This window comes from Mesorhizobium sp. L-8-3 (assembly GCF_016756615.1).
In the GTDB taxonomy this organism is placed as follows: Bacteria; Pseudomonadota; Alphaproteobacteria; order Rhizobiales; family Rhizobiaceae.
On record NZ_AP023262.1, the window covers coordinates 3,825,602 to 3,839,550 of the forward strand.

A 13,949-nucleotide genomic window follows, 5' to 3' on the forward strand; every position below is an offset into this window, starting at 1 on the left:
CAAAAAAAACTTTAAGCTTGAAATTTCTCCGGATCGAGTCCACCCTTAGGGCAAGCTCGATGCCGTAGGTCCGGCATCGGCGTCGACATCGGCCAAAACGGGAGAGCGGTCATGCGGATTGTCTGTATCGGAGGCGGCCCGGCGGGGCTTTATTTCGCGCTTCTGATGAAGAGCCGGCATCCCGAGCATCATGTGCGCGTGGTCGAGCGCAACCGGCCGTTCGACACGTTCGGCTGGGGTGTCGTCTTCTCGGATGCCACGATGCAGTCGATGCGCCAGTGGGACCCGAAGACGGCGGCTGCGATCGAGGACGCATTCAACCACTGGGACGATATCGAACTGGTGTTCAAGGGCCGCAAGATCCGCACCACCGGCCACGGTTTCGTCGGCATCGGCCGCAAGAAGATGCTGAACATCCTGCAGGAACGCTGCATCGAGCTCGGCGTCGAGCTGGTGTTCGAATACGAAGTCCAAAGCGACGAGGAATTCGCCGATGCGGACCTGATCATCGCGGCCGACGGCGTGAATTCCCGGATTCGCGCCAAGTATGCCGACGCCTTCAATCCCGATATGGTGGTGCGGCCGAACCGTTACGTCTGGCTTGGCACCCACAAGGCCTTCGAAGCCTTCACATTCGACTTCCGCAAGACGGAGCACGGCTGGTTCCAGGCCCATATCTACCGCTTCGACGCCGAAACCTCGACCTTCATCGTCGAAACGACGGAGGACGTCTTCAAGGCGCATGGGCTCGACGAGATGGATCAGGACCAGTCGATCGCGTTCTGCGAGAAGCTGTTCGCCGAAACGCTCGACGGCCACAAGCTGATGACCAATGCGCGCCATCTGCGCGGTTCGGCCTGGCTGAATTTCGGCCGGCTGATCTGCGAGAAATGGAGCCATTTCAACGGCCGCAGCCACGTCGTGCTGATGGGGGACAGCGCCCATACCGCCCATTTCGCCATCGGCTCCGGCACCAAGCTTGCGATCGACGACGCCATCGAGCTCACCAGGCAGTTCGATATCGCAGGCCACGAGGCGAAGAACATTCCTGATGTGCTCGCGGCTTACGAAGAGGTTCGTCGCGTCGACGTCGCCCGCATCCAGAATGCGGCACGCAACGCCATGGAGTGGTTCGAGGTCGTCGGCACCCGCTATGCCGACACGCTCGAGCCGGAGCAGTTCATGTATTCCATGCTGACCCGCTCGCAGCGTATCAGCCACGAGAACCTGCGCCTGCGCGACAAGGATTGGCTGGAAAGCTACGAGCGCTGGTTCGCGGAGCGGGCTGGTCTCGACCCGGCTCCCAACGGCGCTGTTCCACCGCCGATGTTCACGCCGTTCAAGGTGCGCGAGCTGACGCTGCACAATCGCATCATGGTCTCGCCGATGGCGATGTATTCGGCCGTCGACGGCATGCCGAACGATTTCCATCTCGTCCATCTCGGCGCGCGCGCCATGGGTGGCGCGGCGCTGATCTTCCCCGAGATGACCTGCGTGTCGCCCGACGCGCGCATCACGCCGGGCTGCCTTGGCCTCTGGAACGACGAGCAGGCCGAGGCCTGGAAACGCGTCGTCCACTTCGTTCACCAGGAGACGCCTGCCAAGATCGGCATCCAGATCGGGCATGCCGGGCGCAAGGGCGCGACCAAGGTCGCCTGGGAAGGCATCGACCAGCCCGTCACCGAGGGAGGCTGGCCTCTGCTCTCGGCTTCGGCCATCCCCTACCTTCAGCATTCGGACGTGCCGAAGGCGATGACGCGGGAAGACATGGACCGCGTGGTTGCCGACTTCGTCGCCGCTGCAAAGCGGGCGGCCGAGATCGGTTTCGACATCCTCGAGCTCCACGCCGCGCATGGCTACCTGCTGTCGAGTTTCCTGTCGCCGCTCACCAATCTGCGCGACGACGAATATGGCGGCGACCATGAGGCGCGGGCGCGCTTCCCGCTGGAAGTGTTCCACGCCGTCCGTGCCGTCTGGCCGGCGGAAAAGCCGATCTCGGTGCGCCTTTCGACCAACGACTGGTTCGAGGGCGGCAACACGCCGGAGGACGCTGCGATCTTCGCCAGGATGTTCAAGGAAGCCGGCGCCGACCTGATCGACTGCTCGTCGGGCCAGGTGGTGAAGGAGGAGAAGCCGGTCTACGGCCGCTTGTTCCAGACCCCGTTCTCCGACAAGATCCGCAACGAGATCCAGGTGCCGACCATCGCCGTCGGCGCGATCTCCGAGGCCGACCACGCCAACTCGATCATCGCGGCGGGCCGGGCGGATCTTTGCGCGGTGGCGCGTCCGCACCTGGCCGACCCGTCCTTCGTCATGCATGAGGCCGCCAAGATCGGCTTTGCCGGCCAGTCCTGGCCCAAGCAATACCGTTCGGCGCGGGCGCAGTATGAAAACAACCTGATCAGGGCAGCCGAAGCGGCCAAGGCGGCGCGATGAGACATGCCTTCGTAACCGGAGCCGGCAGCGGCATCGGACGGGCGATCGCGCTGGCGCTCGCCTCCGACGGCATGCGCGTGACGCTCGCCGGCCGTAGGGCCGGGCCGCTCGAGGCGGTCGCAGGCGAGATCGCCGCGGCCGGCGGCGACAGCCTCGTCATCGGCGGGTTCGACGTCACCGATCCGAAAGCCGTCGAAGCGGGTGTGTCGAAGTCGCTGGCATGGGGCGGTGACGTCGGTGTGCTCGTCAATTGCGCCGGCGAGGCGCCGTCCGCGCCCTTCGAGAAGACCGGTCTCGACCTTTGGAACCGCGTCATCGGCATCAATCTGACCGGCATGTTCCTGGTGACCCAGGCGCTGCTGCCTTCGATCCGCCGGACGGGGAGCGGCCGCATCGTCAATGTCGCGAGCACGGCAGGCCTCACTGGTTACGCATATGTGTCCGCCTATTGCGCCTCGAAGCACGGCGTAATCGGGCTGACCCGGGCGCTGGCGCTGGAACTCGCGCGGACCGACGTGACCGTCAATGCGGTCTGCCCCGGCTTCACCGATACGCCTTTACTCGACGGCGCCGTCGATACGATCACCGACAAGACCGGCCGCAGCCGCGACGAGGCGCGGGCCAGCTTGGCGCGTGCCAATCCACAGGGCCGGCTGGTGACGCCTGATGAGGTCGCGAGCACGGTCATGTGGCTGGTCGCGGAGGGGTCGACGGCGATCACCGGCCAGGCCATTCCGGTCGCCGGAGGCGAGGTCATGGGAGGCTAGGCTTGCAGGCTTAGGAACGCCCCTCATCCGCCTGCCCGTCCTCCGCAGCAGCTGCGCTGCAGCTGCGGAGGGTGGACCGGCACCTCTCCCCGCGAAGGACGGGGAGAAGGACGAAGCGGCAACGGTGGCGGTCCCCTCTCTCCGTCCTTCATGGGCAGAGGGCAAGGGTGAGGGGCAACTGCAACTTCGACAGGGAGGAATGAAAGCATGACGATTGCATTGGAAAAGGGCATAACACGCAGCGGCACGGGCCTGAGCGGCAAGAGCTGGAACATCCTGGGGCAGGTCTATTTCCCGAAGGCGCTGTGCGAGGCGACCTTCGCCTTCGAGACCAACAGCGCGCCCGGGCAGTTCGTGCCTGTGCACATCCATCCCACCCAGGACGAGTTCATCCTGGTTCAGGAAGGAGAACTGGACCTCAAGCTCGACGGCCAGTGGGTCAAGGCGCAGGCAGGCGATCTCGTGCGCATGCCGCGCGGCATCCCGCACGGTTATTTCAACAAGTCGGACAAGCCGACGCGGGCGCTGTTCTGGGTCTCGCCCACGCGCATGCTTGATCAGCTTTTCGAGAAGCTCCACAACCTCGGCGACCCGGAAGAAGTCGTGAAGATCTCGGCACAGCACGAGGTGGAGTTCCTGCCGCCTTCGGCGAACGACTGAGGCGCTCTCCGGCCCAGGCGTATGGACCGGATGGCCACTAACGCAACCGCGCCCACCAGGGCCATCGCCGGACGCCCAGACAATGGCGCCCGGCCACAGAACACGGGGTGACACCGGATGACCAATGCGATGCAGGACAAGAAGCGTCCCTTCAAGGGCCACAAGGCCAGGCATTTCCTGTTCGAGACGGACGAGGACGGACGCGTCGCGACGATCACCCTCAACCGTCCGGAAAAGAAGAACCCGCTGACCTTCGAGAGTTACGAGGAACTCGGAGATCTGTTCCGGTCGCTGGCCAGGGCCAGCGACGTGCGAGCCGTCGTGCTCGCCGGCGCCGGTGGCAATTTCTGCTCCGGCGGCGACGTGTTCGAAATCATCGAGCCGTTGACCAACATGGCGATGCCCGACCTGCTCGCCTTCACCCGTATGACCGGCGACCTGGTGCGGCAGATCCGCGCCTGCCCGCAGCCGGTCATCGCGGCGGTGGACGGCATCTGCGCCGGCGCCGGCGCGATCCTGGCCATGGCCGCCGACCACCGCCTCGCCACGCCCGATACCAAGACGGCCTTCCTGTTCACCCGCGTCGGGCTTGCCGGCGCCGACATGGGGGCCTGCGGCATCCTTCCGCGCATCATCGGCCAGGGCAGGGCGGCCGAGCTGCTGTTCACCGGACGGGTGATGACGGCCACTGAAGGCCATGCCTGGGGCTTCTACAATGCGCTGCATGACGGCGCCGCGCTGCCCGACGAGGCGCGCCGTTTCGCCCGGATGATCGCGGACGGACCGTGGTTCGCGCATTCCATGACCAAGAAGATGCTCGACCAGGAATGGTCGATGGGCATCGAGGAACTGATCGAATCGGAAGCCCAGGCCCAGGCGATCTGCATGGCGACGGGTGATTTCCGCCGTGCCTTCGAGGGGTTCGCTGCCAAGTCGAAGCCAGATTTCCAGGGGAACTGAGCTATGGATGCCCACCATCCGGCCGAGGCCGGCAGCCCGACTCGGGACCATCTCGAATGGCCCTTCTTCGACGCGGCGCATCGTTCGCTCGCGACCGAGCTCGACCGCTTCATCGCCGGGGGCGGACTTGGCGTGATCGACCATGGCAACGCCGATGCGGCCTGCAAGAAACTGGTCGCCGCACTCGGCGCGGCGGGCATCCTGCGCAACTGCGTCCCCAAGGCGTTCGGCGGGATCTCGGACGAGATCGACAGCCGCTCGCTTTGCCTTGTGCGCGAAACGCTTGCCTATGCAGATGGCCTCGCCGACTTCGCTTTCGCCATGCAGGGGCTCGGCACCGGCGCCATCAGCCTTTCCGGGTCCGACGAGATCAGGCAGCGCATTCTGCCCGCCATCGCCCGGGGCGAACTGATCTCGGCCTTCGCGCTGTCGGAGCCAAATGCGGGGTCCGACGTCGCCGCCATGAGCATGACGGGGCGGCGAGAGGGCGACAGCTTCGTCCTCGACGGCGAGAAGATCTGGATCTCCAATGGCGGCATCGCCGACGTCTATACGGTGTTTGCCCGCACCGGCGAGGCGCCGGGCACGCGCGGCATTTCGGCCTTCGTCGTCTTCGCCGACACGCCGGGATTCTCGATCGTCGAGCGCATCGAGACCATCGCGCCGCATCCGCTTGCCCGCATTCGCTTCGAGAACTGCCGCATCCCCGCGGCCCAGATGCTCGGCGCGCCGGGCGAGGGCTTCAAGATCGCAATGCGCACGCTCGACATTTTCCGCCCGTCGGTGGCGGCGGCGGCGATCGGTTTCGCGCGTCGCGCGCTCGATGAGGCGCTCGCCCATGCACGCAGCCGCGCCATGTTCGGCGCCACGCTCGCCGACCTGCCGACAGCCCAGAGCACGCTCGGCGACATGGCGACGGCGATCGATGCGGCCGCGCTGCTCACCTGCCGTACCGCCTGGCGGCGCGACGTGCAGAAGCTGCCGATCACGCGGGAGGCCGCAATGGCCAAGATGACGGCGACCGAGAATGCGCAATGGGTGATCGACCAGGCGCTCCAGCTCTTCGGCGGCCGCGGCGTGCGCGTCGGCGAGATCACCGAGCGCCTCTATCGCGAGATCCGCGCGCTGCGGATCTATGAAGGCGCGACAGAGGTCCAGAAGCTGATCATCGGCCGCGAATTGCTGAAAAGCGTCCCGAAGTAGCCAAGCGGCCCGGAGGGGTCGCGCCGGCGATTGAGGTCGCGTGGATGCGTTGGCATCCACGCTCGTTAGGATAAGGAACGACCATGAACATGCATGCTTCCAACAAAAGCGCCTTCGACTGGGCCGATCCGTTCGGGCTCGACGCCCAGCTCAGCGACGAAGAGCGTATGGTGCGCCAGACGGCCCGTGCCTACGCCCAGGACAGGCTGGCGCCGCGCGTGCAGGAGGCCTTCCGCCACGAGAAGACGGATTCTTCGATCTTCGCGGAGATGGGCGAACTCGGCCTGCTCGGGCCGACGGTTTCGGAAGATTACGGCGGCGCCGGGCTGAACTATGTCTCCTATGGGCTGATCGCCCGCGAGATCGAACGCATCGACAGCGGCTATCGCTCGATGATGAGCGTGCAGTCGTCGCTGGTCATCGTGCCGATCTACACCTTCGGCAGCGAGGAGCAGAAGCGCAAATACCTGCCCGGCCTGATCGCCGGAACCAAGATCGGCTGCTTCGGCCTGACCGAGCCGGACCACGGCTCCGATCCCGGCTCGATGGCGACCCGCGCCCGCAAGGCCGACGGCGGTTATCTGCTCAACGGGTCCAAGACCTGGATCTCCAATGCGCCGATCGCCGACGTTTTCGTGGTCTGGGCCAAGACGGAGGATGGGCTGATCCGCGGCTTCATCCTGGAAAAGGGCTGGAAAGGCCTGTCGGCACCGGCGATCCACGGCAAGGTGGGCCTGCGGGCCTCGATCACCGGCCAGATCGTCATGGACGACGTCTTCGTGCCCGGGGAGAACATGCTTCCCGGCGTGACCGGGCTGAAGGGGCCCTTCACCTGCCTCAACTCGGCGCGTTTCGGCATCGCCTGGGGCGCGCTCGGCGCAGCGGAATCCTGCTACGAGACGGCCCGGCAATATGTCATCGACCGCAAGCAGTTCGGCCGTCCGCTCGCTGCCAACCAGCTGATCCAGAAAAAGCTCGCCGACATGGCGACCGAGATCGCGCTCGGCCTGCAAGGCTGCCTGCGGCTTGGCCGCCTGAAGGACGAAGGCGCGCCGCCGGTCGAGCTGACCTCGATCCTCAAGCGGAACTCCTGCGGCAAGGCGCTCGATATCGCCCGCACCGCGCGCGACATGCTGGGCGGCAACGGCATTTCCGACGAATTCCCCGTCGCCCGCCATCTGGTGAACCTTGAAGTGGTCAACACCTATGAGGGAACCCACGACATCCACGCTTTGATCCTCGGCCGCGCCATCACCGGCATCGCCGCCTTCTCGAACTGAACGGGACGATCATGACTGTCACAAAGCTCTCCGAACATGTCTCCGGCGGCACGCCGCACCGTGTGCTCCAGCCGGCCGACTGGGCAAGGCCCGTCGGCTATTCCAACGGCATGGAGGCGCGCGGCCGTACCGTCTTCGTCGGCGGCCAGATCGGCTGGACCGGACAAGGCAAGTTCGAGGCGCAAGACCTGCCGGGCCAGGTGCGCCAGACGCTGGAGAACATCGTGGCCATCCTGCGCGAAGCCGGCGCGGGCCCCGAACACATCACGACGATGACCTGGTACGTGCTCGACCGGAAGAAATACTCCGCCTCGCTCAAGGAGATCGGCGCCGCCTACAAGGCCACGATCGGACGCCACTTCCCGGCCATGGCCGTCGTGGAGGTCTCCGGGCTGGTCGAGGACGAAGCGCTGGTCGAAATCCAGGCCACGGCTGTCGTGCCGGATTGAGGGGCTACTTTCCCTCCCCCTTGAGGGGAGGGTGGCGGCGAAGCCGTCGGGTGGGGTTCTCTCCGCTGGACTCGACGCAGTCTCGCGCTGCCGCACGGACCCCCTCTGGCCGCTTCGCGGCCATCTCCCCCTCAAGGGGGGAGAAGAGGTAGCGCCTCGCCTACCGCTCCAACCAGCCCGGCATGGGTTCCGGCAGCGGGATCGCGTCGAGCAATGCCTTCGTATAGTCCGAGCGCGGTGCTTCGAAGACGCTGGCGCAGGGCCCTTCTTCGGCGACCTTGCCGCCTTCCAGCACCATGACGCGATCGCAGACGGCGCGGATGACCGACAGGTCGTGGCTGATGAAGGCGACGGCGAGGCCCATTTCGCGACTGAGTTCGCCGATCAGCGCAAGAACTTGCGCCTGCGTCGAGACGTCGAGCCCCGAGACCACCTCGTCAGCCAGCACGAAATCGGGCCGCATCACCACGGCACGGGCGATGCCGACGCGTTGACGCTGGCCGCCCGACAATTCATGCGGGTTCCTGTCCAGGCTGGCGAACGGCAGGCCGACACGCTCGACCACCTGCGCCGCCTTCTTTTCGGCATCGCGCCTGTCCGTGGCTAGGCCATGGAGGAACAGAGGGCCCGTCAGGATGCGCCGGATCGTGTGGCGGGGGTTGAGCGACGACATCGGATCCTGGAAGATCATCTGCATGCGCCGCCGCAGCGGGCGCATGGCTGCCTCGCTGATATGCGTGATGTCCCCGCCGTCGAACACGATCCTGCCCGCCGTCACGTCGACCAGGCGCAAAAGGGCACGGCCGAGCGTCGTCTTGCCTGATCCGGACTCGCCGACGATGCCAACCGTCTCGCCCTTGGCGATTGTCAGGTCGACACCATGCAGGACCTTGATGTTGCGGGCCGTCCCGTAAGCAACCTCGATGCCGGAGGCGGCAAGAAGCTTGTCAGACATGGCGGGGCCCCCTGCGATCGAACGCTGCCAGTTCCGCACGCAGGCCTGCAAAGACGCTTTCCGGCACCGGTGCGAGCGCACGGTCGGGCCGGTCGTAACGCGGTCCGGCGGCGAGCAGCGCCTGCATATAGGGGTGCTGCGGGCGCGCCATGATCTCGGCCGTCGCGCCCGCCTCCACGACCATGCCGCCATAGAGCAGGGTGACGCGGTCGCATATCTGCGCGACCACGCCGAGGTCGTGGGTAACGAAGATGACGCTGGTGCCGTGCTTGGCCTGCATGGCGCGGATCAGACGCAGGATCTGCTTCTGCACGGTCACGTCGAGCGCGGTCGTCGGCTCGTCGGCGACGACGAGCTTCGGGTCCATGGCGAAGGCGGCGGCGATCAGCACGCGCTGGCGCATGCCGCCCGACAGCTCGTGCGGAAAACTGCGCATGACGCGCTCAGGTTCCCGGATGCGGACCTCGTCCAGGAGAGCCAGCCCACGCTCGCGCGCCGCCGCGGCCGACATGCCGCGCTTCAGCCGCAGCCCGTCCGTGAGTTGGCTCTCGACGCGCCGACCCGGATTGAGCGCCGTCATCGGATCCTGCGGGATGAGCGTTATCTCCGAGCCGGTGATCAGGCGAAGAGCGTTCGGCGAGAGGCGAAGAAGGTCCCGGCCCGTGAAAAGGGCGGAGCCTCCCGTGATGCGCACCGCGCGCGGCAGCATGCCGAGCACCGCCTTGGCGATGGTCGACTTTCCGGCGCCGCTTTCGCCGACGAGGCCGAGCACCTCTCCGGCCGCGAGGTCCAGCGAGACCCCGCGCAGGATTGGCGCGCCACCGTCACGGTCGCTGACGGCCGAGAGACCGCGGATGGACAGAACGCTCATCGCTGCATCACCGGGTCGAGGGCGCGGCGCAGGCCATCGCCGAACTGGTTGAAGGCCAGCACAGTCGCGAAGAGCATGAATAGGGGGAAGGCGAGCACCCACCATCCGTGATGCACGATCTGCCCGCCCTGCGCGATCATTCCGCCCCAGGTCGGTGTGTCTGACGAGACCGAGAGGCCGACAAAGGACAGGATCGCCTCCACGATCACGGCGATGCCCATTTCCAGGCTGACCAGCGCCATCAGGACGGGCGCGACATTGGGCAGGATCTCGCGCAGCAATATGGTCAACCGGGGAAATCCAATCGTGCGCGCGGCCGTCACATAATCCATGCTCGCCTGCGCCATCGTCTCGGCGCGCACGACGCGGCAGAAGCGCGTCCAGTCGATGATGACGATCGCGGCGATCACGGAATGGACGCCCGACCCCAATATGGCGACGAGCAGGATCGACAGCAGCACCGGCGGGAACGCCATCCATATGTCGACGAGCCGCGACACGATCATGTCCACCCAGCCGCCGTACCAGCCGGCGGCGAGGCCGAGCGCCGTTCCGAGAATGGCGGCGAGGCTTGCCGCGACGAAGGCAACTATCAGCGCGATGCGGCTGCCGTAGATCACGCGGGAGAGTACGTCCCGGCCGAGATCGTCGGTCCCGAGATAATAGCCCGGCTCGGCTCCGGCGAAGCCGGCGGGCGGCAGCGTGCCCAGCATCAGATCCTGCTCGAGCGGATCCTTCGGCGCAATCCAGGGCGCGAAGAGCGCCAGAACGATGAGAAGCAGTATGAAGCCGCCGCCGAGCAGCACCTTCGGCTCCAAGAGGAGGTTTCGCATCCGCCACCGGCGCGGCGCTGTCAGGGTGATCTCAGCCATGGCGCAGCCGCGGATTGAGCGCGACCACGGCGAGGTCGACCAGGATGTTGATGAGGATGAACATCAGTCCGAACACCAGCACCAAACCCTGGATCAGCGGCAGGTCGCGGTTGATGACGGCATCGATGGCCATGTTGCCGACACCGGGATAGGAGAAGATGCGCTCGACGATCACGGTTCCGCCGATCAGGAAGGTGAACTGCACGCCGGTCAGCGCGAGCGTCGGGCCGACGGCGTTGCGCATCGCCTCCTGCAGGATCAGCCGCAACTCGGACATGCCCTTCAAACGGGCGAGGGCGACATAGTCCTGGACCATCGCTTCGGACAATGCGTCCTTGAGCACGCGCGTGATGACGGCAGCGAGCGGCAAAGCGAGTGCCAGTGTGGGCATCACCATATGTGACGCCACTTCGAGCGCCTTTTCGAAACGCAAGGTAACGATGCTTTCGAGGAGATAGAAACGGGTGGCGAAGTCCGAGGCCGACTGCGGATCGACCCGGCCAGAAAGCGGGAAGAGCGGGTAGAAGACACCGAAGACGAGGACGAGTGCGAGCGCCCAGACGAAATCCGGAACCGCCAGGAACAGGCCGTTGACGGTGTCGACCACGGTTTCGCCGGCGCTCCGCCGAAACCGTGTGCCGATGACGGCGACGCTGCCGCCCAGAAGGACTGCGACCAGCAACGCAGCCGTCGCCAGTTCGAGCGTCGCCGGCAGCCGCTCGGCGAGGAGGCCGAGCACGTCGCGACGCAACGAGATCGAGGTGCCGAAGTCGCCCGACAATATGCCCTTCAGCCACAGCACGAACTGCATGCCGATGCTTTCGTCGAGGCCGTAGCGGGCACGCATCGCAGCGATTTCGGCCGGACTGGCGCCCGGCGCGATCATCATGGCGATCGGGTCGCCCGGCACCACGCGCAGCAGCACGAAGACGATCAGCCCGACGCCGAACAGCGTCACGGCCGCCATGGCAACCCGTCTAGACAATCTGGCAATGGCCATCGAAAATTCTGACCTTCGTGTCGGCCACTACCTTGCGGCAGGGGTTACGCCCTGCCGACGAGCACCGGCTGCATCGAGCCTGCCACGCTCGGTGTGACCTTCAGGTCGGATTTGTAGACGATCGGCTGCACATATTGCAGCAGCGGAATCACATAGCCGTTCTCGGCGATGTATTTCGACACCGCCTTCCAGCCCGCGATACGTTTCTCCTCGTCCTTCTCACCCCAGAGCGGCCCGATCATGCCGTCGAGATCGTCCGTGTTCCACACCGAATGCGGAGACGGGCCGAACATGGCGAAGCCGGTCGACGTGGTCGGGTCGCCGATCGAATTGCCCCAGTTGTAGAAGGCCGCGGGAGCGAGCTGGTCGGCGGCGCGCAACTCGTAATGCTTGGCGATCTCGTAGACCTCGATCTCGGCCTCGATGCCGACCTTGCGCCACATCCCGACGACCGCCTGGATCATCTCGTAGTCCTTGGGCTTCAGGCCGCGCGTCGTCTGGATGGCGAACTTCACCGGCTCGTCGGTCGAATAGCCGCTCGCCTCCAGAAGCTCCTTGGCCTTTTCCGGATCGTAGCCCACCACGATGGAAGCGTCGTAGGCGGCATATTCGGGCGCCTCCAGCGTATCGATCGGCACGCCGTAGCCGCGCAGCAGACGGTCGACGATCGCCTTCTTGTCGATGGCGTGATGGGCGGCGAGCCGCACATTCTTGTCCAGCATCACATCGACATTGTTGATGAATATCATGCCGATGTCGGTGATCGGGGTGGCGACGCCGGCGAGGCCGGATGCCGATTTCAATCGATCGAATTCCTCATAGGGGATGTCGAGCGTGATGTCGGACGAGCCGCTCTCGATCTCGGCGACGCGGCTGGTCGCATCGGGGATGAACTTGAAGACGACCGTCTCGAAGGGCGGCTTGCCTCCGAAATAGTTTGGATTCGCCTTGAGGCGCAGGAACGCGTTGCCCTCGTAGGCGTCGAACATGTAGGGGCCGGTGCCGATCGGTTTCTTCTCGAAGCCCTCCGCGCCGACCTTCTCGTAATAGGCCTTCGGCAGCACATAGCCGGTGAGGAAAGCCATCCATTTGAAATAGGTCGGCTCGAAACGGATCACGTCGCCGGTGATCTTGTTGCCCTCGATCTGGTAGTTGCCTGCGGTCGACCAGATGAACTGGATCGGATTGCCGGTCTCCTGCTTGGCCGCGCGATCCAGCGACCAGACCACGTCTTCCGCGGTGAAGGGTGAGCCGTCGTGCCAGGTGACGCCTTCGCGCACCGTCATCCAGACCTTGGTCTTGTCCTCGTTCCAGCCCCATTCGGCGAGCAGGCCCGGCTTGAACGAAAGGTCGGGCGCCTGGCCGATGAACTGGTCGAAGACCGACTGGTAGATCGCCTGGATCGTCGGATTGACCGCCGAGGGGCCGACCGTCGGATCGAAGGAGGGAAGGTTCACGTTGAAGGCTATGGTGAGCGTATCGCCGACCGCGGCCGAAGCCACGCCCCGTCCGGCCAGAATGCCCGCCAGAAATGTCCCCGCACCGAGGGCCAGAGCCTCGCGCCTGTTGAGCGTCGTCATATTTATCTCCATGGTTCCCCTGCCGTCGGCCAAGCGCCGACAGAACCGCCGGCTGCCCGCCGATCTTGCGATTCTTCAATGTTAAAATGTTTTGCTCGGCTTTGCCAAGCGGCATTTATATGCAGACGAATGCTTTTTTCGTTGCGTCGACGACGATCGTGCCGAAGGTCGGTCGGGGGTGCCCTCGTTCGAAAGTCGACGCGACTACCTCATGCGTCGGATTACGGTTTCACCCTTTTGGCTGATGTCACCGCGCTGGACAGGCCGGGCAGGCGGCGATGCGTCGCGGCGTTGCGCGCCGCCTGGGCATAGATGCCGGTCATCAGCTCCAGCGTGCGTGCGGCGTCCTCCAGGCGCTGGGCGAGTTCCGGCACATGCCGGACAGCGTCGATCAGCAGCGCGGCGCGCACGTCGGCATAGCGATCGGTGACGTCGCGTCCCAGATCGGTCACCTCGTAGGTCACGCCCGAACGACCGCTGCCGCTGCGCTCGACCATGCCGCCCTTTATGAGCTTGCGGAGGCTGTACTGGATATTCGGGATATCCTCGCGATTGGCCATGTAGGCGAGGTCCCGGATGCTCTTGGGCCGATCATTCATGCGGATGATGTGGAGCAGTGCGTTCTCCGGGCCGCTCGCCGCGAAGTCGACGACGGAGGCAAGGCATTCGGCCTGCCAGCGGCCGAAGGCCTCGAAGGAGCGCATCAACGCATATTCGAGTTCGGCAACGTCGATCTCCAGAGGGGTGCGCGCCAGGTGCCAGGTGCGATCGAGACTGCCGGGCGCTGCCTCCTGCTGGTTGCGTCTGGCCATATCGGTCTCCTCCGGCCGGTTCCGGGATTCATGCTCCGGCATATAGAGCCACATCTCCCCCTTGCGTCCACATGGATTTTTAAATAGACTTTCTATCATAAATT

General features: G+C 65.3%; 13 protein-coding genes. 7 read left to right on the top strand and 6 right to left on the bottom strand.

The genetic code is table 11. The annotated features are described in order from the left end of the window. Positions 1-111: 111 nt before the first annotated feature. The 7 genes from JN302_RS17895 (at position 112) to JN302_RS17925 (ending at position 7,755) form a co-directional block, all read left to right on the top strand. Positions 112-2,436: a bifunctional salicylyl-CoA 5-hydroxylase/oxidoreductase gene (locus JN302_RS17895; protein WP_202333943.1), complete on the top strand. Its 2,325-nt coding sequence runs from the start codon at positions 112-114 to the stop codon at positions 2,434-2,436. Next, positions 2,433-3,203 (top strand): SDR family NAD(P)-dependent oxidoreductase, encoded by a 771-nt coding sequence (locus tag JN302_RS17900; RefSeq protein WP_202333944.1) that lies wholly within the window; start codon positions 2,433-2,435, stop codon positions 3,201-3,203. The genes JN302_RS17895 and JN302_RS17900 overlap by 4 nt, the downstream gene beginning before the upstream one ends. A 207-nt stretch (positions 3,204-3,410) precedes the next feature. Continuing rightward, complete coding sequence (locus tag JN302_RS17905; protein ID WP_202313876.1) at positions 3,411-3,863, top strand: cupin domain-containing protein; 453 nt, start codon at positions 3,411-3,413, stop codon at positions 3,861-3,863. A 117-nt stretch (positions 3,864-3,980) separates the two neighbouring features. Beyond that, on the top strand, positions 3,981-4,823 hold the full coding sequence (locus tag JN302_RS17910; RefSeq protein ID WP_202333945.1) for an enoyl-CoA hydratase family protein: 843 nt from the start codon (positions 3,981-3,983) through the stop codon (positions 4,821-4,823). A 3-nt stretch (positions 4,824-4,826) separates the two neighbouring features. Then, a complete protein-coding gene (locus JN302_RS17915) occupies positions 4,827-6,026 on the top strand; it encodes an acyl-CoA dehydrogenase family protein (RefSeq protein WP_202333946.1) in 1,200 nt (399 codons plus the stop codon). An 89-nt stretch (positions 6,027-6,115) separates the two neighbouring features. Continuing rightward, the gene (locus JN302_RS17920) at positions 6,116-7,306 is read left to right on the top strand and encodes an acyl-CoA dehydrogenase (RefSeq protein WP_202334322.1); all 1,191 of its coding nucleotides are present in this window, start codon (positions 6,116-6,118) and stop codon (positions 7,304-7,306) included. Between the two features lie 11 nt (positions 7,307-7,317). Further along, complete coding sequence (locus tag JN302_RS17925) at positions 7,318-7,755, top strand: RidA family protein (RefSeq protein WP_202333947.1); 438 nt, start codon at positions 7,318-7,320, stop codon at positions 7,753-7,755. A gap of 160 nt (positions 7,756-7,915) precedes the next feature. Here JN302_RS17925 and JN302_RS17930 read toward each other — a convergent pair whose 3' ends face one another. The 6 genes from JN302_RS17930 to JN302_RS17955 form a co-directional block, all read right to left on the bottom strand. Then, a complete protein-coding gene (locus tag JN302_RS17930) occupies positions 7,916-8,710 on the bottom strand; it encodes an ATP-binding cassette domain-containing protein (protein ID WP_202333948.1) in 795 nt (264 codons plus the stop codon). Beyond that, positions 8,703-9,581, bottom strand: a complete 879-nt coding sequence (locus tag JN302_RS17935; protein WP_202333949.1) for an ABC transporter ATP-binding protein — start codon at positions 9,579-9,581, stop codon at positions 8,703-8,705. Before JN302_RS17935 ends, JN302_RS17930 begins: the two co-directional genes overlap by 8 nt. Continuing rightward, positions 9,578-10,453 carry an ABC transporter permease gene (locus JN302_RS17940; protein WP_202333950.1) on the bottom strand — a complete coding sequence of 292 codons (876 nt, stop codon included), beginning with the start codon at positions 10,451-10,453 and terminating at the stop codon, positions 9,578-9,580. The genes JN302_RS17935 and JN302_RS17940 overlap by 4 nt, the downstream gene beginning before the upstream one ends. Continuing rightward, positions 10,446-11,453: an ABC transporter permease gene (locus JN302_RS17945; protein WP_202333951.1), complete on the bottom strand. Its 1,008-nt coding sequence runs from the start codon at positions 11,451-11,453 to the stop codon at positions 10,446-10,448. The genes JN302_RS17940 and JN302_RS17945 overlap by 8 nt, the downstream gene beginning before the upstream one ends. 44 nt (positions 11,454-11,497) lie before the next feature. Continuing rightward, positions 11,498-13,033, bottom strand: a complete 1,536-nt coding sequence (locus JN302_RS17950) for an ABC transporter substrate-binding protein (protein ID WP_202333952.1) — start codon at positions 13,031-13,033, stop codon at positions 11,498-11,500. 221 nt (positions 13,034-13,254) lie between these two features. Further along, positions 13,255-13,845: a winged helix DNA-binding protein gene (locus tag JN302_RS17955; protein ID WP_202313886.1), complete on the bottom strand. Its 591-nt coding sequence runs from the start codon at positions 13,843-13,845 to the stop codon at positions 13,255-13,257. Positions 13,846-13,949 lie beyond the last annotated feature (104 nt).